The organism is Actinomadura sp. NAK00032 (assembly GCF_013364275.1).
Classification (GTDB): domain Bacteria; phylum Actinomycetota; class Actinomycetes; order Streptosporangiales; family Streptosporangiaceae; genus Spirillospora.
Window position 1 is genome coordinate 3,136,480 of sequence record NZ_CP054932.1, and the last position, 20,715, is coordinate 3,157,194.

General features: G+C 72.6%; 20 protein-coding genes and 2 riboswitches. Of the genes, 12 read left to right on the forward strand and 8 right to left on the reverse strand.

The features are described 5' to 3' along the window. Nucleotides 1-93 precede the first annotated feature (93 nt). The 6 genes from HUT06_RS14725 (at nucleotide 94) to HUT06_RS14750 (ending at nucleotide 4,454) form a co-directional block, all read left to right on the forward strand. On the forward strand, nucleotides 94-903 hold the full coding sequence (locus tag HUT06_RS14725) for a PspA/IM30 family protein (protein WP_217711304.1): 810 nt from the start codon (nucleotides 94-96) through the stop codon (nucleotides 901-903). Further along, entirely contained in the window at nucleotides 900-1,178 is a 279-nt protein-coding gene (locus tag HUT06_RS14730; protein ID WP_138639258.1) for a hypothetical protein, read from the forward strand. The genes HUT06_RS14725 and HUT06_RS14730 overlap by 4 nt, the downstream gene beginning before the upstream one ends. Before the next feature lie 175 nt (nucleotides 1,179-1,353). Beyond that, nucleotides 1,354-2,271 carry a zinc metalloprotease HtpX gene (gene htpX / locus HUT06_RS14735; protein ID WP_176196251.1) on the forward strand — a complete coding sequence of 306 codons (918 nt, stop codon included), beginning with the start codon at nucleotides 1,354-1,356 and terminating at the stop codon, nucleotides 2,269-2,271. Nucleotides 2,272-2,275: 4 nt separating this feature from the next. After that, on the forward strand, nucleotides 2,276-2,845 hold the full coding sequence (locus tag HUT06_RS14740; protein ID WP_176196252.1) for a hypothetical protein: 570 nt from the start codon (nucleotides 2,276-2,278) through the stop codon (nucleotides 2,843-2,845). Between the two features lie 68 nt (nucleotides 2,846-2,913). Further along, nucleotides 2,914-3,831, forward strand: a complete 918-nt coding sequence (locus HUT06_RS14745) for a M48 family metalloprotease (protein ID WP_176196253.1) — start codon at nucleotides 2,914-2,916, stop codon at nucleotides 3,829-3,831. Next, the gene (locus tag HUT06_RS14750) at nucleotides 3,828-4,454 is read left to right on the forward strand and encodes a hypothetical protein (RefSeq protein WP_254715181.1); all 627 of its coding nucleotides are present in this window, start codon (nucleotides 3,828-3,830) and stop codon (nucleotides 4,452-4,454) included. Before HUT06_RS14745 ends, HUT06_RS14750 begins: the two co-directional genes overlap by 4 nt. Nucleotides 4,455-4,480: 26 nt before the next feature. On the opposite strand, the gene nadA is transcribed toward HUT06_RS14750, so the two are convergent. Then, nucleotides 4,481-5,635: a quinolinate synthase NadA gene (nadA, locus tag HUT06_RS14755; RefSeq protein ID WP_176196254.1), complete on the reverse strand. Its 1,155-nt coding sequence runs from the start codon at nucleotides 5,633-5,635 to the stop codon at nucleotides 4,481-4,483. Nucleotides 5,636-5,870: 235 nt separating this feature from the next. On the opposite strand from nadA, the gene HUT06_RS14760 reads away from it, so the two are divergent. Together HUT06_RS14760 and HUT06_RS14765 are read left to right on the forward strand one after the other, a co-directional pair. Beyond that, nucleotides 5,871-6,233: an iron-sulfur cluster assembly accessory protein gene (locus HUT06_RS14760; protein ID WP_176196255.1), complete on the forward strand. Its 363-nt coding sequence runs from the start codon at nucleotides 5,871-5,873 to the stop codon at nucleotides 6,231-6,233. A gap of 227 nt (nucleotides 6,234-6,460) precedes the next feature. Then, nucleotides 6,461-7,447 carry a carbohydrate kinase family protein gene (locus HUT06_RS14765; RefSeq protein ID WP_176201370.1) on the forward strand — a complete coding sequence of 329 codons (987 nt, stop codon included), beginning with the start codon at nucleotides 6,461-6,463 and terminating at the stop codon, nucleotides 7,445-7,447. Nucleotides 7,448-7,516: 69 nt separating this feature from the next. Here the strand turns inward: HUT06_RS14765 and HUT06_RS45225 are convergent, their stop codons facing one another. Beyond that, entirely contained in the window at nucleotides 7,517-7,828 is a 312-nt protein-coding gene (locus HUT06_RS45225) for a sulfurtransferase TusA family protein (RefSeq protein WP_176196256.1), read from the reverse strand. Between the two features lie 91 nt (nucleotides 7,829-7,919). Then, nucleotides 7,920-9,083, reverse strand: a complete 1,164-nt coding sequence (locus HUT06_RS14775) for a cysteine desulfurase family protein (protein WP_176196257.1) — start codon at nucleotides 9,081-9,083, stop codon at nucleotides 7,920-7,922. Nucleotides 9,084-9,264: 181 nt separating this feature from the next. Here HUT06_RS14775 and coxB point away from each other — a divergent pair, with 181 nt between their 5' ends. From coxB to HUT06_RS14795, 4 genes are all read left to right on the forward strand, one after another. Further along, nucleotides 9,265-10,023, forward strand: coding sequence for a cytochrome c oxidase subunit II (gene coxB / locus HUT06_RS14780; protein WP_254715182.1), 759 nt, complete (start codon nucleotides 9,265-9,267; stop codon nucleotides 10,021-10,023). A gap of 74 nt (nucleotides 10,024-10,097) precedes the next feature. Next, the gene (ctaD, locus tag HUT06_RS14785) at nucleotides 10,098-11,687 is read left to right on the forward strand and encodes a cytochrome c oxidase subunit I (RefSeq protein WP_254715755.1); all 1,590 of its coding nucleotides are present in this window, start codon (nucleotides 10,098-10,100) and stop codon (nucleotides 11,685-11,687) included. Nucleotides 11,688-11,690: 3 nt separating this feature from the next. Further along, nucleotides 11,691-12,101 carry a cytochrome c oxidase subunit 4 gene (locus HUT06_RS14790; protein WP_176196260.1) on the forward strand — a complete coding sequence of 137 codons (411 nt, stop codon included), beginning with the start codon at nucleotides 11,691-11,693 and terminating at the stop codon, nucleotides 12,099-12,101. Nucleotides 12,102-12,287: 186 nt separating this feature from the next. After that, entirely contained in the window at nucleotides 12,288-13,523 is a 1,236-nt protein-coding gene (locus HUT06_RS14795; RefSeq protein WP_254715183.1) for an Ig-like domain-containing protein, read from the forward strand. A gap of 7 nt (nucleotides 13,524-13,530) precedes the next feature. On the opposite strand, the gene HUT06_RS14800 is transcribed toward HUT06_RS14795, so the two are convergent. From HUT06_RS14800 to HUT06_RS14820, 5 genes are all read right to left on the reverse strand, one after another. Beyond that, nucleotides 13,531-14,910 carry a M48 family metallopeptidase gene (locus HUT06_RS14800; RefSeq protein WP_254715184.1) on the reverse strand — a complete coding sequence of 460 codons (1,380 nt, stop codon included), beginning with the start codon at nucleotides 14,908-14,910 and terminating at the stop codon, nucleotides 13,531-13,533. Nucleotides 14,911-14,987: 77 nt separating this feature from the next. After that, a complete protein-coding gene (locus HUT06_RS14805; RefSeq protein ID WP_176196263.1) occupies nucleotides 14,988-16,307 on the reverse strand; it encodes a hypothetical protein in 1,320 nt (439 codons plus the stop codon). 39 nt (nucleotides 16,308-16,346) lie between these two features. After that, nucleotides 16,347-17,192: a CHAP domain-containing protein gene (locus tag HUT06_RS14810; protein ID WP_254715185.1), complete on the reverse strand. Its 846-nt coding sequence runs from the start codon at nucleotides 17,190-17,192 to the stop codon at nucleotides 16,347-16,349. Between the two features lie 8 nt (nucleotides 17,193-17,200). After that, nucleotides 17,201-17,343, reverse strand: a riboswitch (cyclic di-AMP (ydaO/yuaA leader). Nucleotides 17,344-17,488: 145 nt separating this feature from the next. Then, nucleotides 17,489-17,688: riboswitch (cyclic di-AMP (ydaO/yuaA leader) on the reverse strand. A gap of 506 nt (nucleotides 17,689-18,194) precedes the next feature. Further along, entirely contained in the window at nucleotides 18,195-19,256 is a 1,062-nt protein-coding gene (locus HUT06_RS14815; RefSeq protein ID WP_176196264.1) for a C40 family peptidase, read from the reverse strand. Between the two features lie 189 nt (nucleotides 19,257-19,445). Further along, nucleotides 19,446-20,711, reverse strand: a complete 1,266-nt coding sequence (locus HUT06_RS14820) for an NYN domain-containing protein (protein ID WP_254715186.1) — start codon at nucleotides 20,709-20,711, stop codon at nucleotides 19,446-19,448. Nucleotides 20,712-20,715 lie beyond the last annotated feature (4 nt).

Below are 20,715 nucleotides of genomic sequence, written 5' to 3' on the forward strand. Positions count from 1 at the left end.
CGCGTTAACGCGTAGGGTGATAAGAACCCCAGCAGTGGTCATTGAGCCCAGTTCACGACTGAGGCGACAGCACGAAGGGACCGGCGCCGCGCGATGAGCGTGATGAAGCGAATGTCGATGATCTTCAAGTCCAAGGCGAACAAAGCCCTGGACCGCATGGAAGATCCTCGGGAGACCCTCGATTACTCCTACCAGCGTCAGCTGGAGATGCTGCAGAAGGTTCGTCGCGGGGTCGCCGACGTCGCCACCTCGCGCAAGCGTCTCGAACTGCAGATCAACCAGCTGGAGCAGCAGCAGAGCAAGCTGACCGACCAGGGCAAGAAGGCGCTGCAGGTGGGCCGCGAGGACCTCGCCCGCGAGGCGCTGACCCGCCGGGCCGGCCTGGAGAGCCAGCTGAACGACCTGCGCGGCCAGTACCAGCAGCTCCAGGGCGAGGAGGAGAAGCTCACGCTCGCGTCCCAGCGGCTGCAGGCCAAGGTCGACTCCTTCCGCACCCGCAAGGAGACGATCAAGGCGACCTACACGGCCGCCGAGGCGCAGACGAAGATCAACGAGGCGTTCTCCGGCATCTCCGAGGAGATGGGCGACGTCGGCCTGGCGATCCAGCGCGCCGAGGAGAAGACCGACACGATGAAGGCCCGCGCCGGCGCGATCGACGAGCTGCTGGCCTCCGGCGCCCTGGAGGACTTCTCCGGTCCGAAGGACGACATCCAGGCCGAGCTCGACCGGATGGGCTCCGGTCCCGGCGTCGACCTGGAGCTGGAGCAGCTGAAGGCCGAGCTCGGCCAGGGCCCCGCGCCCAAGCAGCTGAACCAGGGCACGCCGAACGCGCAGCCGCAACAGCAGCAGCAGGACACCCCCCAGCAGGCCCCGTGGCCGAACAACCCCGGGGGTGCCCAGTGATCGTCCGCCTCATGGGCGAGGGCCAGCTGGACGTGGCCGACGAGGACCTGTCCTCGTTGAACGCCCTCGACTCCGAGCTGGAGTCGGCGATCGAGTCGGGCGACGAGACGGCGTTCCGCGCCGCGCTGCACGCCCTGCTGGAGAACGTCCGCAAGGTGGGCAGGCCGCTGCCGGCCGACAGCCTGGAGCCGTCGGAGCTGATCCTGCCGCCGGCCGACGCGCACATCGACGAGGTGCGCTCCATGCTCGGGGACGAGGGGCTCATCCCGGACTGACTCCGCGCAGCGGGGGAAGGGGACGTCCCGTGACACGACGCCGCGGGGCCCCGGGTGTGTCGTCCGTTCCGGACGCCCAGACCGTTCTGGATCAGGCTGTTCTGGACACACAGGCACAAAACCCGGGTCTCGTGCGTTGGTACAAATGAATAGAGCAAGACTTGGGGGTGGCCGCATGGCCAGGACGCGCTACGCCTCCGACCGGGGGCTGACATCGCGGATGCTCGTGACGATGTTCCTGCTGGGGCTGGTGTACGTCGTCTTCGTGGGGGCTTTCTTCGTCTTCGTGCCGCAGTGGGCGTTCGTCGCCCTCGGCGTCGCGGTGGCGTTCCTGTTCGCGCAGTACTTCTTCTCCGACCGGATGACGCTGTTCGCCATGCACGGCCGCGTCGTCACACCGGAGGAGGCGCCGGAACTGCACGGCGTCATCGACCGGATCTGCGCGATGTCGGACGCGCCGAAGCCGAAGGTCGCGATCGCCGACACCGACGTGCCGAACGCGTTCGCCACCGGCCGCAACCAGAAGAAGGCGGTCGTCTGCGTCACCACCGGGCTGCTGCGCCGGCTCGAGCCCGTCGAGCTGGAGGGCGTGCTCGCGCACGAGATGGCGCACGTCGCGCACCGGGACGTCGCGGTCATGACGATCGCCTCGTTCCTCGGCATCTGCGCGGGCCTCATCACCCGCTTCGGCCTCCAGTGGGGCCTGTGGGGCGGGTTCTCCCGCCGCAGCAACGACCAGAACACCGGGCTGATCCTGCTCGCCGTCGTCGCGGCCAGCGCGCTCGCCTACGCGGTCAGCTTCCTGCTCACCCGCGCCCTGTCGCGGTACCGCGAGCTGTCCGCCGACCGCGCCGCCGCGCTGCTGACCGGGCGCCCCTCCGCGCTCGCCAGCGCGCTGACGAAGGTCACCGGCGAGATCGCCCGGATCCCGACCAACGACCTGCGGTCCGCGCAGGCGTTCAACGCGTTCTTCTTCACCCCGGCGTTCGGCCGCGGCGCCAGCGTCGCGGCGCTGTTCTCCACCCACCCGCCGCTGGACAAGCGGCTCGCCCAGCTCTCGAAGATCTCCGCCCAGCTCAGCAGGGGAGTCTGATCCCGTGGGTTTCCTGGACACCCTCCTCGGCCGCTCCAAGCCGGCCAAGCCCGACCTCGACCAGATCTTCGGGCTGTCGTCGGCCGCGATCACGCTGGAGGCGGCGACCGGGTTCACCCCGACGGGGCGCGGCTCGGTGTGCTTCCGGGCGGCCGAGGGCGGCGCGTTCGCGCGGCTGCAGGCCGACGTCCAGGAACTGCTCGACGCCGACCAGGGCCCCAAGGTGGAGATCAGCAACGACGCCTACGGCTACACCTGGCTGCTCGCCACGCACGCGCCGGAGGAGCTGCCCGACCTCGTCACCGACCTGCACGCGGTGAACTCCACGCTGGAGTCGGGCGGGTTCGGGCCGCACCTGCTGTGCTCGCTGGCGGGCTTCCGCGGCCCGGAGGGGCAGCGGCTCGCCCTCGTCTACCTCTACAAGCGCGGCACGTTCTACCCGTTCGCGCCGCTGCCCGGCGACAAGCGCGACAACGCGCTCGAACTCCAGGTGCGCGGCGCGATCGGCGCCGACCTCCCCTTCGAGGAGGACCTCGGCCGCTGGTTCCCCGTCTGGGGCGCCCCCGGCCTGTAGCCGTCCCGTCACCCGCTTCTGCGTCGCACGACACTGAAGCGTTCACCGCGCCGGTCTAACGTCAGGCCATGACGCCCTCCCGCGACGCGGACGAGCCGGGCCTGACGTGGCGGATGCTCGCCACGATGGGCCTCGTCGCGCTCGTCTACGCGGCCGCCGCGCTGCCCGCGTTCCTCGCCGGACCGGTCTGGGGCGCGGCAGCGGTGGCCGTCGCCGCGGCCGTCGCGGTCTGCTCGGCGCGGGCGGCCGACGGCCTCGTCCTGCGCGCGATGGACGCCCGCCAGGTGACCGCCGCCGAGGAGCCCGAACTGCACGCGGTCCTGGACCGGCTGTGCATGTCGTCCGGCCTGCCGAGGCCGCGCCTCGCGGTCTCCGCCGTGGCCGCGCCCAACGCCTTCGCCGCGGGCTCGGGCCCCGGCTCGGCGGTCGTGTGCGTCACCGAGGGGCTGCGCGCCCGGCTCGACCCGGCCGAGCTCGCCGCCGTCCTGGCGCACGAGACCGCGCACGTGGCGAACCGGGACGTCCTCGTCGCGGCCATCGCCTCGTTCCCGAGCCTGGTCACCGGGCTCTTCCTCGACTGGTGGGCGGGCCTGCTCACCGGCCGCGGCAGGAGTGCCGCGGGGCGCGCCGCCGCGCTGCCCGCCGGGGTCGTCCTGCTGCCGCTCGCCGCCGTGGCCGCGGTGCTGTACGCGGCGGGCACGCTGGTGCTGCTCGCCCTGGCGCGGCAGCGCGAGCTGTGCGCCGACGCCACCGGGGCGCTGCTCACCGGGCGGCCCGCCGACCTCGCGACGGCGCTCGACAAGATCACCGACGAGCTGCGCGACGCGTCCCGCGACGACCTGCGGGCGCTGCGCCCGGCCGCGCCGCGCTGCGTGGTCGCGGCGCGCGGCGGCGGCGTGGCCGGGCTGCTGGCCACCCATCCGCCGACGGAGCGGCGCAAGGAGCGGCTGACCGGCCTCTCCTGGCGGCTGGCGAGCGGGGGATGAGCGTGGGCCTCCTGGACGGGCTCCTCGGCCGGCCCGCGCCGCCGTCCGCCGCGTCCGGCACCGGCCGGCTGTTCGCGCTCCCCGCCGCCGCGCCGGCGCTGGAGGCGGCGACGGGCTTCGCCCCGACCGGGGCGGGCGGCGTCTGCCACCGGCTCGTGGAGGGCGGGCCGTTCGGCGCGTTCGGGCGCGCGCAGCGCGAGGTCGCCCGGCTGCTGTCCGGCGACGCGGCCCGGCGGACGGGCACCAGCGCCGACCCGCACGGCTGGGGATGGATCCGCGTCGCCCGCCCGCCCGGCGACTTCGAGGCGCTGGTCGCCGACCTGCACCTCATCGAGTCGACGCTCGCCGACGCCGGCTACGGGCGCTACCTGCTGTGCGCGGTCGCGGGCTTCCGCAGGGGCGCGGAGCGCCAGCGGCTCTTCCTGGTGCACGCGCCGGTACGGGACGCGTTCTATCCGTTCGCGCCGCGCCCGGCCGACGGCCCGGACGGCGCCGCCGATGCCGCCTCCCGCGGCCGCAACAACCTGGTCGAGACCCGCGCCCGTGACGCACTAACCGGAACCCTGCCGATCGAGCCCGACAGGGCGCGCTGGTTCCCGCTCTGGGACGCCCCCGCCCCGTGACCGGCCGGGCGCGCCCCCACGGGCGGCTAGGGCAGGGCGAGCATCTGGTCGAGGGCGGCGCGGGCGTAGTGCGCGGTCTCCTCGTCCACCTCGATGACGTTCTGGACGTCGCCCGCCGCCAGCGACTCCAGCGACAGCACCAGGTGCGGGAGGTCGATGCGGTTCATCGTCGAGCAGTAGCAGACCGTCTTGTCGAGGAACATGACGTTCTTGTCCGGGTGCGCGTTCGCCAGCCGCCGGACGAGGTTCAGCTCGGTGCCGATCGCCCAGGACGAGCCGGGCTCGGCGGCATCGAGGGTCCTGATGATGTACTCGGTGGAGCCGATCTGGTCGGCGGCCGTGACGACCTCGTGGCGGCACTCGGGGTGCACGAGGACGTTCACTCCGGGGACGCGCTCCCTGACCTCGTCCACCGACTCCCTGGTGAACCGGCCGTGCACCGAGCAGTGGCCGCGCCAGAGGATCATCTTGGCGTCCCGCAACTGCTGGTGCGTGAGCCCGCCCTCGCGCCGGTGCGGGCTGTAGACGACGCAGTCGTCCAGTGAGAAGCCCATCTCCAGGACGGCGGTGTTGCGGCCGAGGTGCTGGTCGGGCAGGAACAGGACCTTCTTGCCCTTGCCGTAGGCCCAGTCCAGGGCGCGCTTGGCGTTGGAGGAGGTGCACACCACGCCGCCGTGCCGGCCGACGAACGCCTTGATGTCGGCGGAGGAGTTCATGTACGTGACGGGGACGACGTCGTCGGCGACGCCGGCGTCCTCAAGGACGTCCCAGCAGTCCTCGACCTGGTCGAACGTCGCCATGTCGGCCATCGAGCAGCCGGCGCCGAGGTCGGGCAGGATCACCCGCTGGTGCGCGGCGGTCAGGATGTCGGCCGACTCCGCCATGAAGTGCACGCCGCAGAACACCACGTAGGGCGCCTCGGGACGCGCCGCCGCCTGCTGCGCCAGCTTGAACGAGTCGCCGGTGACGTCGGCGAACTGGATGACCTCGTCCCGCTGGTAGTGGTGGCCGAGGACGAACACCCGGTCGCCGAGGGACGCCTTGGCGGCGCGGGCGCGCTCGACCAGCGCCGGGTCGGACGCCGGCGGCAGCTCGCCGGGGCAGTCCACGCCGCGTTCGCTGGCGGGGTCGGCGCCGGTGCCGAGCAGGAGCAGCGGAAGGTCGCGTACCGGGGTGGTCATCGGGAGTCTCCCTTCGGCGACGGGGGCTTATCGTCGCTTTGACGACTAATGATGGCACATCCCGGCGCCGGCGGTGATGTGACGTAGAACGCACCGCGGCGGGGAGTTAAACCCGGCCGATAAGCGGAATGGCCATGTAGCGAGGTACGTTGTCCTACGGGAAGAGGCGCATCACGTCCTCGGACAAGCGACAGTCCGCCGCACCGCGGCGCAGCGAGACCCGGGAGCTGAACACATGACGGTTTCAGGCGAGACCACGCAGGAGACCACGCAGCAGGGCGTCGTCCTGACCGACGCCGCCGCCGAGAAGGCCAAGGGCCTGCTCGAGCAGGAGGGCCGCGACGACCTTGCGCTGCGTGTCGCCGTGCAGCCGGGCGGCTGCTCCGGCCTGATCTACCAGCTCTTCTTCGACGAGCGGGAGATGGACGGGGACCAGGTGCAGGACTTCGACGGCCTCAACGTGCGCGTCGACCGGATGAGCGCGCCCTACCTGACCGGCGCCACCATCGACTTCGTCGACTCGATCGAGAAGCAGGGCTTCACGATCGACAACCCGAACGCGTCGGGCTCCTGCGCCTGCGGCGACTCCTTCAACTGAGGCGCCGCCTCCGCCGGGGCGCCGCGCGAGCGGCCGCCACGTGACGGGAGCGTCCGGGAGGGCGGTCCGGGTCCGGCCCGGGCCGCCCTTTCGCGTGCCCGCGGGAGGCGATTTCGCCCCGCCCGCTGGGGCACGGCGACGATCTGTGGTGCGATGGGGAAGTAGTCTTTCGGGGTTCGAAACAGCCGGTGAAACAGCCGGACGACCACGACGAGGAGAGCGACGCCGTGCGCATCGCCGTGACTGGCTCCATTGCGACCGACCATCTGATGACCTTCCCTGGCAGGTTCACCGACCAGCTCCTGCCCGACCAGCTGGACCGGGTGTCGCTGTCCTTCCTGGTGGACGAGCTGGAGATCCGCCGGGGCGGCATCGCCGCCAACATCTGCTTCGCGATGGGCAGCCTCGGCAAGGAGTCGATCCTCGTCGGCTCCGTCGGCGACGACTTCGCCGACTACCGGTCCTGGCTGGAGCGCCACGCCGTGGACACCGCGTCCGTGCACGTCTCGGACGTCCACCACACCGCCCGGTTCCTGTGCACCACCGACCAGGACCAGAACCAGATCGCCACGTTCTACGCGGGCGCGATGAGCGAGGCCCGCTCCATCGAGCTGCGCCCGGTCGCCGACCGCGTCGGCGGGCTCGACCTCGTCGTCATCAGCCCGAACGACCCGGACGCGATGACGCGGCACACCGACGAGTGCCGCACCCGCGGCCTCCCGTTCGCCGCCGACCCGTCCCAGCAGCTCGCCCGGATGGACGGCGCCGACGTGCGCCGGCTCATCGACGGCGCCGCGTACCTGTTCAGCAACGAGTACGAGAAGGCGCTCGCCGAGGAGAAGACCGGCTGGACAGGCGCGGAGATCCTGTCCCGCGTCGGCGTCCGCGTCACCACCCTCGGCGCCAAGGGCGTCGTCATCGACCGCGAGGGCGAGGAGGGCGTGCACGTCCCCTGCGTCCCGGTCGAGAAGGTCGCCGACCCGACCGGCGTCGGCGACGCGTTCCGCGGCGGCTTCCTGTCGGCCACCGCCTGGGGCCTGCCGCTGGAGCGCGCCGCGCAGGTCGGCTGCACCATCGCCGCGTACGCGCTGGAGGCCGCGGGCCCGCAGGAGTACGGCCTAGCCCGCCAGGCGTTCCTCGACCGCTTCGCCGCCGCCTACGGCGCCGACGCCGCCGCCGACGTCGCGGCCCACATCACCTGCCCGAACCCGTAGCGGCATCGCGCCGGAGGGCCGCGCCGACCGGCGCGGCCCTCCGGCGCGCCGGCGCATAGGGCGGGCGCGTCAGTACGTGCGGCGGATGTGGAAGCCCCAGCCGCCCTGCTGCAGGGTCTCCTCGCGGACGAAGTCCTGCGACTTCATCCGGCACCAGGCGGGGACGTCGGTGCGGGCGGCGGCGTCGTCGGCGAGGACGGCCACGACCTGCCCGACCGGGACCTCGCGGATCCGCTCGGCGAGCATGATGATCGGGATGGGGCACTTGCGGCCGAGCGCGTCGATGACGAGCACGGGCGGCGGGCCGGCGGGGGCCGGCTCGGGCGCCGGCGCGGCGTCCGCGGGCGGCGCGGCGTTCCTGCCGCGGCCTCGGAACCTCATGGGCGCGACCGCCTCCCCGTCTCGAAGGTGCCGACCGTCCGGCGGCCCGTCATGTCACCGCTGTTCATGTGACCGCTCATGTCACCGCTCGTCATGTCCCGGCCCTCAGCGTCTCGCGGAGCCGGGCGACGGCGGCGGGCAGCACGCCGAGGAAGCGGTCGACGTCCGCGGCGGCGACGCCGCGCGGCAGCGATACCCGGACGTTCCCATGGGTGAGCACCCCCATCGCCTCCAGCACGTGACTGGGACGCAGCGTATCCGCCGTGCACGAGCTCCCGGAGGAAACCGCGAAACCCAGCCGGTCCAGTTCGGTCAGCAGCGCCTCGCCCTCGACGTACAGGCACGAGAACGTCACCAGGTGCGGCAGCCGCCGGACCGGGTCGCCGACCACCTCCACGTCGGGGACGCTCCGCGCCACCTCCGCGCGGATGCGGTCCACCAGCGCCGAGACGCGCGGCGCGTCCGCCGCCATGTCCGCACGGTACGCCTCCAGCGCGGCCGCCGCCGCCGCGATGGCGGGAACGTTCTCGAACCCGGGGACGCGGCGGCCCTCCCGCTCGTCCGCCGGCAGCGGGGAGCGCCACCGGGTGCCCTTGCGGACGGCGAGCACGCCGACGCCCGCGGGGCCGCCCCACTTGTGCGCGCTGCCCGCGAGGAACGACCAGCCGGGCGGGACGTCCGCCCGGCCGAGCGACTGGGCGGCGTCCACGAACAGCGGCACCCCGGCGGCGCGGCACGCCTCCGCCGCCTCGGCGACCGGCTGCACGGTGCCGACCTCGTGGTTGGCCGACTGCAGGCACGCGAGCGCGGTGTCGGGGCGCAGCGCCGCGGCGAACTCCTCCGGGTCGACGCGCCCGGCGCGGTCGACGCCGACGACGGTCACCTCGCCGCCGCCGCGCTCGTGCTCCTCGGCGGCGTGCAGCACGCTGGAGTGCTCCACGGCGCCCACCACGAGGTGCCGCCCGGCGCGCCGGCGCGCCTGGAGCCCCCCGAGGACCGCCAGGTGCACCGCCTGGGTGCCCGACGACGTGAACGACACCTCGTCCGGACGCGCGCCGAGCACGCCCGCGACACGCGCGCGGGCACGGTCGAGCAGCAGCCGGGTGGCGCGCGCCGGCCCGTACAGCCGCGCGGGGTCGGCCCAGCCCGCGTCCAGCGCCTCCAGGAGCGCGGCCCGGCCCGCCGGGTGCGGCGCCTCGGTGGACGCGGCGTCGAAGTACCCGGACGGAGCGCCCGCCGTGCTCGTATCGGCCACGGTGAAACACTAACCGGGCACCCGATCGGGGGTTCCGGCGACCCTCGCGCTAGGGTGTCCACCACACGTGTAAACAGTGATCTCACCCGCCCGGCCGACCGGGCTTCATCCGTGGGGAAGGCATTCCGTGAGTCCGACCCGCTCTAGGGAGCGGCGTACGCCTGTGCGCAGTCGCCGCGCATTGAAAAGCGCCGGTGCGCTAGGGCTGCTGGCGCTCGCCGCCACCGGCTGCAGTGGTTCCCGGCTGGGCCTGCCCGAGCCGATCAGCGTTCAAGGCGAGCGCATGCTGCACCTGTGGCAGGGCTCCTGGATCGCGGCGTTCGCGGTCGGGGCCGTCGTCTGGGGCCTGATCATCTGGGCGATTCTGTTCCACCGCAAGCGCTCCGACGACCTGCCGCCGCAGGTCCGCTACAACATGCCGATCGAGATCCTCTATACGGCGGTCCCGTTCGTCATCATCGCGGTCCTGTTCTACTTCACCGCACGCGACGAGAACTTCGTCGAGAAGACCACCGACAATCCCGCGGTGGTCGTCGACGTGACGGCGTACCAGTGGAGCTGGCAGTTCGACTACAAGGAGAGCGGCAAGACCGTCGCCACCGTCACCGGCGTGCCGGTGGCCCCCAACGGGCCCGCTCCGGGCAAGCCGGTCATGACGATCCCCGCCGGCAAGACCGTCCGGGTGAAGCTGCACTCCAACGACGTCATCCACTCGTTCTGGGTCCCCGCGCTGATCTACAAGAAGGACGTCATGCCGGGGTACACCAACGAGTTCGAGTTCACGGCGAACAAGCTCGGCACCTATGAGGGCCGCTGCGCCGAACTCTGCGGCGTCGACCACAGCAAGATGCTGTTCCAGCTGCGTGTCGTGACGCCGGAGCAGTACGACAAGTTCATCGCAGATTCGAAGCAAGCACTGGCCGCGGGAGGTGGGAAGTGACCGCGACGAGTCACGCCCCGAGCGCGCCGATCGCCGCGCCGCGGACGAGCAAGGGGCGCCTCATCGCCTCCTGGATGTCGTCCACCGACCACAAGGTGATCGGCTACCTCTACCTGATCACCTCGTTCTTCATGTTCCTGTTCGGCGGCGTGCTCGCGCTGCTCATCCGCGCCGAGCTGTTCGAGCCGGGACTGCAGGTCGTCAGCAACGAGCAGTACAACCAGCTGTTCACCATGCACGGCACGATCATGCTGCTGATGTTCGCGACGCCGCTGTTCGCGGGCTTCACCAACGTGATCATGCCGCTGCAGATCGGCGCCCCGGACGTGGCGTTCCCGCGGCTGAACATGCTGGCGTACTGGCTGTTCCTGTTCGGCAGCCTGATCGTCATCGCGGGCTTCCTGACCCCGGGCGGCGCGGCCAGCTTCGGATGGTTCGCCTACGCCCCGCTGTCGGACGCGGTCCGCTCGCCGGGCATCGGCGGCGACATGTGGGTGATGGGCCTGGCGATGTCGGGTTTCGGCACCATCATGGGCGCGGTCAACTTCATCACCACGATCCTGTGCATGCGCGCGCCGGGCATGACGATGTTCCGGATGCCGATCTTCACCTGGAACGTCCTGCTGACCTCCATCCTGGTCCTGCTGGCGTTCCCGGTCCTCGCCGCCGCGCTGCTGGCCCTGGAGGCCGACCGCAAGCTGGGCGCGCACATCTTCGACGCCGCGCACGGCGGCGCGCTGCTATGGCAGCACCTGTTCTGGTTCTTCGGGCATCCGGAGGTCTACATCATCGCGTTGCCCTTCTTCGGCATCGTGACGGAGATCCTCCCGGTGTTCAGCCGCAAGCCGGTCTTCGGCTACATCGGCCTGGTCTTCGCGACCATCAGCATCACCGGCCTCTCCATCACGGTGTGGGCGCACCACATGTTCGTGACCGGCCAGGTCCTGCTGCCGTTCTTCTCCTTCATGTCGTTCCTCATCGCCGTGCCCACGGGGGTGAAGTTCTTCAACTGGGTGGGGACGATCTGGCGAGGACAACTGACGTTCGAATCGCCGATGCTGTGGTCGCTGGGCTTCCTGGTGACGTTCCTGTTCGGCGGTCTGACCGGCGTCATCCTGGCGTCCCCGCCGATGGACTTCCAGCTGTCGGACTCCTACTTCGTGGTGGCGCACTTCCACTACGTCGTCTTCGGCACCGTGGTGTTCGCGATGTTCGCGGGCTTCTACTTCTGGTGGCCGAAGTGGACCGGCAAGATGCTCAACGACAAGCTCGGCCACGTGCACTTCTGGCTGCTGTTCATCGGCTTCCACGGCACGTTCCTCGTGCAGCACTGGCTGGGTGCGGCGGGCATGCCGCGCCGGTACGCCGACTACGCCGCCGAGTTCCACGGGCTGAACGAGATCTCGACGATCTTCTCGTTCATCCTGGGCGCCTCGATGCTGCCGTTCTTCTACAACGTCTACATCACGTGGAAGAAGGGCAAGAAGGTCGAGGTCGACGACCCGTGGGGCTACGCCAACTCGCTGGAGTGGGCGACGTCCTGCCCGCCGCCGCGGCACAACTTCAACTCGATCCCGAAGATCCGTTCCGAGCGGCCGGCGTTCGACCTGCACCACCCGCACGTGGGTGCCAAGGGCGAGCTCGCCGGGGCGAAGGGGGAGTAGCCGATGCGCGTCCAGGCGTTCATGTTCTACGGCTGCGCGGTCTTCTTCCTCGCGACCGACGTCGTGTACTGGCTCTGGTCCAAGGACTGGACGGGCACGACGGCGCTCGGCCTCGCGGTCGGCCTCGCCGGGCTGATCGGTTTCTACGTCCACTTCACGATCCGCCGCCTGGAGCGGGCGAACTCGGGCCCGCTGTTCGAGGACGACCCGCAGGGCGAGATCGCGGACGCGGCCGGTGAGCTGGGCTTCTTCAGCCCGCACAGCTGGTGGCCGCTGTGGGTCGCGCTGTCGGCCTCGGCGGTGGCGCTCGGCATCGTGTTCGGCTGGTGGCTGGTGATCCTCGGCGTGGCCAGCGCGATCCTGACCACCATCGGTCTCGTCTTCGAGTACTACCGGGGTCATTTCGCCCACTAGTCGGTAAAAGACTCCCATCGGGGGCCGGTGTCCGCTTTTTAGCGGGTACCGGCCCTTTCACATACTGGGCGCCGTTCCAGCCACCGGGCTGGGCAAGGCGGACCGATCGCCCAGGAGGACGACCGGGGGGTCCACATGCGGGTGGGTGGCTCAGGACCGGGGGAGCGGGGCCGGCGCACTGCCGCCGTGCTCGTCGGCGCGAGCGTCGTGGCGGGGGCCGCGGCGTGCTCGGGCGGCGAGCCGGAGGCCGCGGACGCGGTACGGCTCGCGGTCTCACCGGTGAGCGGCGGCGGCAAGCTCAAGCCGGACAGCCAGATCGACGTCCGGGCGCACAGCGGCACGATCGAGAGCGTCACGGTGTCGACCGGGAAGGGCGATGTCGAGGGGGACCTCAGCGCCGACCGGACGCAGTGGCGGTCGCGCTGGTCGCTGGAGCCGGGGAAGACCTACACGGTCGCCGCGACGGCGCTCGGCGAGGACGGCCGGACCCGCACGGTGTCCAGCCGCTTCACCACGGCCGAGGCCGCCAAGACGAACGGCGTGACGGTCGAGGCGCCCTACAACAAGGAGACGGTCGGGGTCGGCATCCCGATCATCATGAACTTCGAGGAGCCGGTGAAGGACCGGGCGGCGGTCGAGCGGGCGCTGGAGGTCACGGCGGACCGGACCGTCGAGGGCGCCTGGCACTGGTTCGGCGACCAGCAGGTCGTGTTCCGCACCAAGCAGTACTGGCCCGCCCACACGAACGTGAGGTTCCGGGCGCACCTGGCCGGCGTGCGCACCGGCGGGGACGTCTACGGCGGCAAGAACTACGCCGTCGACTTCAAGATCGGCGATTCGCACGTGTCCACCGCGGGCGAGGACAGCCACAAGATGGTCGTCAAGGTCAACGGCAAGAAGGTCAAGACCATCCCGACCAGCATGGGCCGCGGCGGGTCCCGCAAGTACACCACCACCAACGGCGTCCACCTGACGATGGCCAAGGAGGACCCCACCGTCATGACGTCGGAGTGGATGGGCGTCAGCCCCGGAAGCCCCGGCGGCTACAGCCTGACCGTGTACAAGGCCGTGCGCATCTCCAACAGCGGCGAGTACGTGCACAGCGCGCCGTGGTCGGTCGGCTCCCAGGGGAGCGAGAACGTCAGCCACGGGTGCATCAACATCAGCCCGTCCAACGCCAAGTGGTTCTACAACCTCAGCTACCGCGGCGACCCGGTCGAGGTGACGGGCACCAGCCGGAAGCTGGAGCCCGACAACGGCTGGGGCTTCTGGCAGGTCGGCTGGAACGACTGGGTGAAGGGCGGCGCGCTGAAGCGGCCGGTGACGACCGCGCCGCGCCCTGACGCGGCGACCCTGTCCGCGCGGCAGGGGCAGGGCTCGCAGCAGAAGGCGCCGCAGAAGCAGGGCGCCGAGGGGAACTGACGCCCGCTCAGCGCAGCGGAGGCGGGACCGGGACGCGGTTCATCCGGGCCCAGTCGCGGGCCATCGCGATCCGGTCCGGCCCCGCCGGGTGCGTCATCCACAGGAGGCGCTCCAGGGCGTCGGGGCTCAGATCGGAGATGTTGCGCACCGACAGCTCGTGCTGCATCGACACGAACGTCGCCGGGTCGCGGGTGAGCTGGAGGGCGTGCGCGTCCGCGCGGGCCTCGATGCGCCGGCTGACCAGGTTCTGGACGGGGGCGGAGACCTGCGTCCCGGCGGCGACGAGCGCGAGCACCAGCGCGACGGTGCGCGGGTCCGCCGCCGCCCGCCCGCGGGAGGCGGCCCCGGGCGGGCCGCCGGGATCGACCCCGGCACGCCGCAGGAGCCGCGGAGAGGTCATCAGGAGGTACAGCAGGCACAGCGCCCCGGCCACGCCCAGCGCGCCCACCAGCGTGCCCCACAGGACGTCACGGCGCTTCGCGTGGCCGAGCTCGTGCCCGACGATCGACTCGATCCGCGGGCGCGGCGACTTCAGCAGCGTGTCGTATAGGACGATCCGCCGCGTGGAGCCGAACCCCGACACGTAGGCGTTCAGCGACGTCGTCCGCCGGGAGGCGTCGGCGACCAGGACGTCCTTCACCGGCACACCGTCCCGCTTCGCCATCGCGAGCAGGTCGCTGCGCAGCTGCCCCTGCGGCAGCGAGTGGAACTTGTTGAAGACCGGCTCGACGGCGATCGGGTAGATGAACGACACGAGCACGACGAGCGCGAACCCGCCGGCGGCGGCGCCCGTCCACCAGTAGCGCGGGAACCGGCGCACCACCGCGTACAGGAGCAGCAGCGCGACCGTGTAGATGACGCAGGTGACGCCGAGGGACTTCAGCTGGTCGACCAGCCACGCGGGCCAGCTCTGCGTCGACAGCCCGTACCGGCGCAGCACCGACTCGCCCCAGATGTCGAACGGCAGCCCGGCGACGCGCAGCACGGCGACGAGCACGACCGCCGCGAGCGCGATCTTGAGGGGACGGCGCCGGGTGCGGGCGGTGACCCGGCCGACGAGGCGCGCGCCGAGCGGGGTGAGGCCGAGCACGAGGACCACCGCGAGCCCCACCAGCAGCCCCGCGTAGGCGGGCGGGTTCACGGCCGAGTCGAACGCCCTGGACCGCGCGATCTCGGCGGGGGAGAAGTCGAGCGCCGGGTCGGCCCGCACATGCCCGCCGGGCACGTGCCCCGGCAGCGGGTTCCACGGCGTGGTCAGCGCGAGCACGGCCGCCACGGCCGCGAACAGCACCAGAGCGGCGACCCCCGCCGCGACCCGAGCCCCCCGCATCCCGGCCCCGGCCGAGTCCCGCTCAACGCGGCTCCCCGCCACCTCAACGGCCCCCACGCCCCCCGCCTCGCTTCGCTCACTCGTGTCTTCTGTGGGGGGTCGACCCCCCACGCCCCCCGCTTCGCTTCGCTCACTCATGCGAGCTCCTTCTTCACGTAATCGCGCCACAGGGCGGTGAAGCGGTCCCGGGTGAGGCCGAGCACGTCGCGCAGCGCGGCGGCCTCCGGGACGCGCCCGGCGGCCCGGTAGAGCCGGACGAGCGTCGCCTCACCGTACCGGTCGGCGACCATCCGGCAGGCGAGCCAGGACTCCTGGTAGGCCTGGGAGAGCCGCGGGGAGCCGCCCGCGAAGGCGGCCGGCGCCGGGAGGGCGGCGGGCAGCCGCCCGGCGGCGACCTCGCGGCGCAGCTCGCCGGCCGCCGACCGGACGCCGATCTTGACGCGCCGGTAGCCGACGTAGTCGGCGAAGCCCTCGATCAGCCACAGCGGGGTCCGCCGGTCCCGGGCGCCGCCGGTGGCGACATGGGTCAACTCGTGCGTGAGGACGACGTCGCGCCCGAGGCCGTTGAGGCGGCCGAAGGTGCCGGGGGAGACGATGACGCGGTCCTCGCCGCGGCCGGTGCCGCCCGCCGGCGCGACCGTGGCGAGCGCGGCGATCTCGCCGAGGCTCTGCCCGGGGCCCGCGAGCGCGGACGCCAGGCCCGCGTCGGCGGGGACCAGTGCGACGACCCGCTGCGCCCAGCCGCGGCCGACGACGCCGGTGACGACCGGTACGGCGGCGTCCAGGCGGGCGGCGATGCCGTCGAGGCCCGTCGTGTCGCCGATGACGAGGCTGCTGCGGCCCTTGACCACGGTGAGGGGCCCGCCGTCCCAGATGTCGGCGTCGTCGGTGAGGCCGTGGGACGTCCCGTCCCCGGCGATCGTCCAGGTGCCGGAGCCCGGGGCCATCGCGAGGTAGCGGGTGCGGGCGACGTGGCCCTTGTCGAAGCCCCGCAGCCGGTAGCGCACCTCCACGCGGAGGACGGCGCCGTCCTCGGCCGCGGCCTGGACGTTGACGGCGCGCTCCTCCCAGCCTTCGAGGGGCAGCCGGCGGAGGTTGTCGTACATGCGGGACTGGGCGTCCTGGAACGTCCTGGGCGCCTCCCCGACGGTGGCGAGGAAGGCGAAGCGGTCGCCGGTCCGCACGGCCCGGGCGCGGTTGGCGAGGACGGTCCCGGCGGCGTCGAGGCTGAAGGGCCCGGCCGCGCGCGACCCGCCGCCGCGGGCCGCGCGGGCCGCCGGTGCCGCGCCGGCGCCGGCCCGCGCGCCGAGGAGGGCGCCGCCGCCCGCGAGCAGCGCGGCGGTCCCGCCCGCGCCGAGGACCAGGGCCCTGCGCCGCGTGACGGGACCGCCGCGCCGCGAGGCGTCCCGCTCGGGGGCGTCCCGCTCCGGGTCGTGGTCCCGAGCGTCCTCCATGCGCGCGATCCTATGCAGCCCGCGCCGCCGGGGAGGCCGTCACGACTTGTAGTCGGGGTATCCGTAGCCGACGATGTCACTGGCCGAGCGCACCTTGACCTGGACGGCGTTGCCGGTGTTGCCCTCGACGGTCTGGACGGTGCCCTCGCCGGCCTTCTTGATCACCATGCCGACGTGCCGGATGTCGGTGACCTTCTTGCCGCCGTCCCAGGCGAAGAAGACGATCGCGCCCGGCCTGGGCTCGGTGCCCCAGCGGCCGTGCTCCTGGAACCAGCGGGCGTGGGCGACCGTCCAGGCGTCGCTGCCGATCTGGTCGGTGAAGCCGATCTGCTCGCCGACCCAGGAGACGAACATGTCGCACCAGTTCGCGTCGCTGTAGCCGCCGAGGGAGCCGCCGTCGCGGGCGAGGGTCTGCTGCGCGCGGGACGTGCTCATGTACCACTGCTGGAACTTGGTCTCGCCGCCGCCGTCCTCCTTGACGCCGACCTGGGACCGGGCGAGTTCGATGGCCTGCGCGGCGGTGGGACGCGAGGCCGAGGCCCGCTTCCCGGCGGCGGCCGGCTCCGGCTCGGCCTTCGCGCTCTTGCCGGGGGACGGCGCGGACGGCTTCGGCGTCGTGGCCGCCTTGCTCCGCCCGCGCTTGGAGGCGTCCTTGGACGAGTTTCCGGACGAGCCCTTGTCCGCCTTCTTGGCGACGGCGGCGTCGGCCGCCGTGGTCGCCGCGGGGGCGGAGCCGAACGGCAGGACGGACGCCTGGGCGGTCACCGCGGCGGTGCCGAGTACGGCGGCGCCGACGAGGACGCCGCCGGTCGTCCGCCACGGGAGGGAAAGAGGGCTCGCCTTGCGGTGCTTGCCCGGGATCTTCTTGCGATGTGCGCCTGGCACGGGGGGTCTCCTCGACTTCCATGCCGCCTACCGGGTTAGCTGACGGGTTCGGGCGTGGAAGCCGCCCTACGGCCGCCCTTGGGCAGGCCGATTCACCCCGATGTGAAGGGACTGGATGGGTCCCCGGCTCCGCGTCCGGCGCGCTGGCGCGGCCGCGGACTCGGCGGTGGCGTGCCCGTTGCGGGCACGCCGGTTCGGATGGGGAGCGCTCGGCGGGCGGGGCCCGCGGAGCGCAGGGGGTCCGGGCGTGGCCGCATGATGGGCGGCCACGCCCAGGCAACGCTGCGGAATCTCTCCTTCGCTCTTCCAGACGCCTACCGGGTTAGCTGACGGGTTCGGGCGAGGAAGCTGGCCCTACGGCGGGCTCCACCGGAACGGGGCCGGGAGAGACGCACCGATTCACCCCGGGTGCCGGAATGCCCGTCCGGGAGGACTCCCGGACTCCGGCGATGTGGTTCCCCGGTTCCGCGCTGCGCGGATTCGGCGCTGCCGCTGCGCTCCTGGGGGCGAGATGGGGCCCGGCGCGGGACCTGTCTCCCGCGTGCGAACGAGCGGCGCCTGATGTTGTGCACGGACGTCGGGCCCGTTGCCGGGGGACGTCCGGGGAGGCTGGCCCCGAGGGACCGCCGTGGCCGCGCTCTCAGCGCCATGCCGCTGCGGGCGTGCGCACGGTGGGCCGGGCCGGCCGCGGTCCGCGTGCGGACCGCTGCGGCACCCCGCGGGTGCCGCGGGGACGGCGCGTGGGCCGTGCCGTCCCGAGGGGGGAGCGGCGCGTGGCTCGCGCCGCCGTCGCGCGGCTGACTGACGCGCCGCGCGGGGCCGCGGCGCCTGGTGGGCGTCGCGTGGCCACGGCGCCTGGAGGGCGCCGATGGGTGAGGACAAGGTACCAAAGCCCCAAGAGAAGGCAAACCCCCCCAAAATTAACAACGGACCAGGTCAAGCCTGGTCCGTTGTCGGGGGGAGCCGTTCCGCGGCCCCTCGGCGGGGGCGCGGAGGGACGCCTCAGGGGCGTCCGGCGCCGTAGTAGTTGTTCAGGTAGTAGCCCGAGGTGATGCTGACGATCTCAACGTTCTTGCCGGTGCGCGGGGCGTGGATCATCTTGCCGTTGCCCACGTACATGCCGACGTGGCCGAGGCTGCTGAAGAAGACCAGGTCGCCCGGCTGCAGGTTGCTCTTGGCCACCCGCTTGGTGGCGGCGTACTGGGAGTTGGTGGTGCGGGTGATGCCGACGCCCGCCGCGGCCCACGCCTTCATGGTCAGGCCGGAGCAGTCGTAGGAGCCCGGGCCCTCGGCGCCGTACTGGTACGGCTTGCCGAGCTGGGCGTAGGCGAAGTCCAGCGCCGCGCGCGGGGCGCCGCTCGCCGGGCCGTTGTAGGTGCCGCCGGTCGCCCCGCCGCCGGAGGACGACGAACCGCCGGAGGACGACGAACCGCCGCCGAGCCGCCGGACCAGCGCCTTCTGCTTCTCGACCTTCTTGTCGAGCTCGGCCCTCTTCTTCTTGATCTCCGCCTGCTTCTGCTTCATCTCGTCGTAGGCGGCCTTGGCCTGCGACTGCTCGCGGCGCAGGCGCTGCGCGGTGGCGAGGAACTGGGTGAGCTGGGAGCTGCGCTCGTGCGACAGGTGGGAGAAGACGGCCGCCTGGTCGAGGATCGACTGCGGGTCCTTGCTGCCCACGAAGCCCGTCACGTCCGTGGAGTCGCCGTTCTTGTAGGCGGCGGCCGCCATCTGGGCGATCTTGGAGCGCTGCTGCTCGAAGGTGGCCTGCTCCTCCTTGCTCGCCTTGTTCGCCGTTTCGTACTTCTTCTTCGCGACCTTGAGCTTCTCGCGGTTCTGGTTGTACTTCTCGACTTCCTGGTCGAACTGCTCGGTGAGCTTCTCGAGCTTCTTCTGCGCCTGGGCCTTGGTCGGCCTGGGGTCGGCGTGCGCCACCACCGGGGGGGAGACCAGGGCGGCGGTCACGGTCAGGCAGGCGGCGGCCGCCAGGCGGCGGGAGGCGCCTCTGCTCGCGGGGCCGCCCCTCCGGTCACGCTCGCGTGCCGGTGCCCCGATGAGATCTTTGGCCACGGTCGGTTTCGCCCCTCTCGTCCACGACGTCAGCGGACGACATTAGCGATGGGCAACAACCGTCACAACCGATTCGTCACTCTTTGATGGAGATCGACAGGCAACGTCCACTTTCCGTGGCGACAAGATCACGGATTGCGACCCGTCCCTTATCGCGGCCTTAAACCGTCCTTAACCGGCGGCGCCCGGTCAGGACCGGCCGAGCCGGCGCAGCAGCAGCGTCGACGGGCACGGCCGCGCGTCGGCGCGCCGGGCCGCGTCGGCGACCTCCCGGTCCGAGGACACCACCACCACGGGACGGCCCGGCGGCTCGGCCTGCACCAGCTCGCCGATCAGCTCGTCCGCGGTCTGCCCCGGGGCGCTGAACTTCACCCGGACGCCGCGCGGCGCCGCGATCGCCACCGGCGCGTCCAGCTCCGCGCCGTCGAACACGCAGGTCACCTCGGCGCGGGTCTGCGCGGCCAGCCCGCCGAGCCCGGACACCAGCCGGCTGCGCTGGTCCGACAGCGGCAGCTCCCCGTAGCCGGTCTTCGTGACGTTGTAGCCGTCCACGATCAGGTGCACCTGCGGCAGGGCCAGCAGCCGGTCGAGCAGCTGCGGGTCGCCGTCGGACAGGGCCCGGCCCGGCAGCGCGCGGTGCGCGAGACGGTCCGGCTCCAGCCCGCCGACCACGTCGGCCGGCCGCACGATGGTCGCGGGCAGCGCCAGCTCCCGGCGGACGCCCTGCGCCGCGTCCACGAGCGTGTCGAGCAGCATCCGCAGCCGGACGTCGTCGACGTTGCGCCCCTCCCGCGCGGCCCGCTTGGCGGCCTCCGCGGCGGTCTCCGCCCGCTCGGCGCGGGCGCGCAGCTTGCGCACCTCCTTCTCCGCCGCGGCCGTCGACTCGCCGGCCGCGGCCAGCCGCCGCTCGGCGTCCGCCACGACCGTGTCCGCGCGCTCCTCCGCCGCCCGGTACCGGGTGCGGGCGTCGTGCAGCTTGCGGCGCAGCTCGGCCACCTCGGCCTTGACCTCGCGCAGCTCGGCGCGCGCCTTCTCGTGCTCGGCGGAGCGCGTGGCGCGCGCGGCGGCCAGCTCCTCCTTCAGCGCGGTGACGCGGCGCTCGGCGGCCTCCTCCTCGGAGGCGGTCGCGGAGCGCTCCAGCTCCGCGCGGGCCGCGTCGACGAGCGCCGTCCAGCCGGCGGGCCGCAGCAGGTAGGCCAGCACCGCGACCCGGACCGGATCGGCGGCGGGCGGCACCCGCCCCGCCTCGACCTCCCCGACCAGGTCGGCCTGCGCCTCGCGCAGCGGCTCGGCGACCCGGCCGCGGAACGCGGCGTCCTTCTCCAGCACCGCCGCGATGTGCTGCCCCGCGAGCTTGGCGCGCTTGCGGCGCTCGAACCGCGCGAACCGGCGCAGCGGCACCGGGACCTCGTCGGCGGGCAGCGTCCCGATCAGCTCGGCGGCGGCCTCGACCACCGAC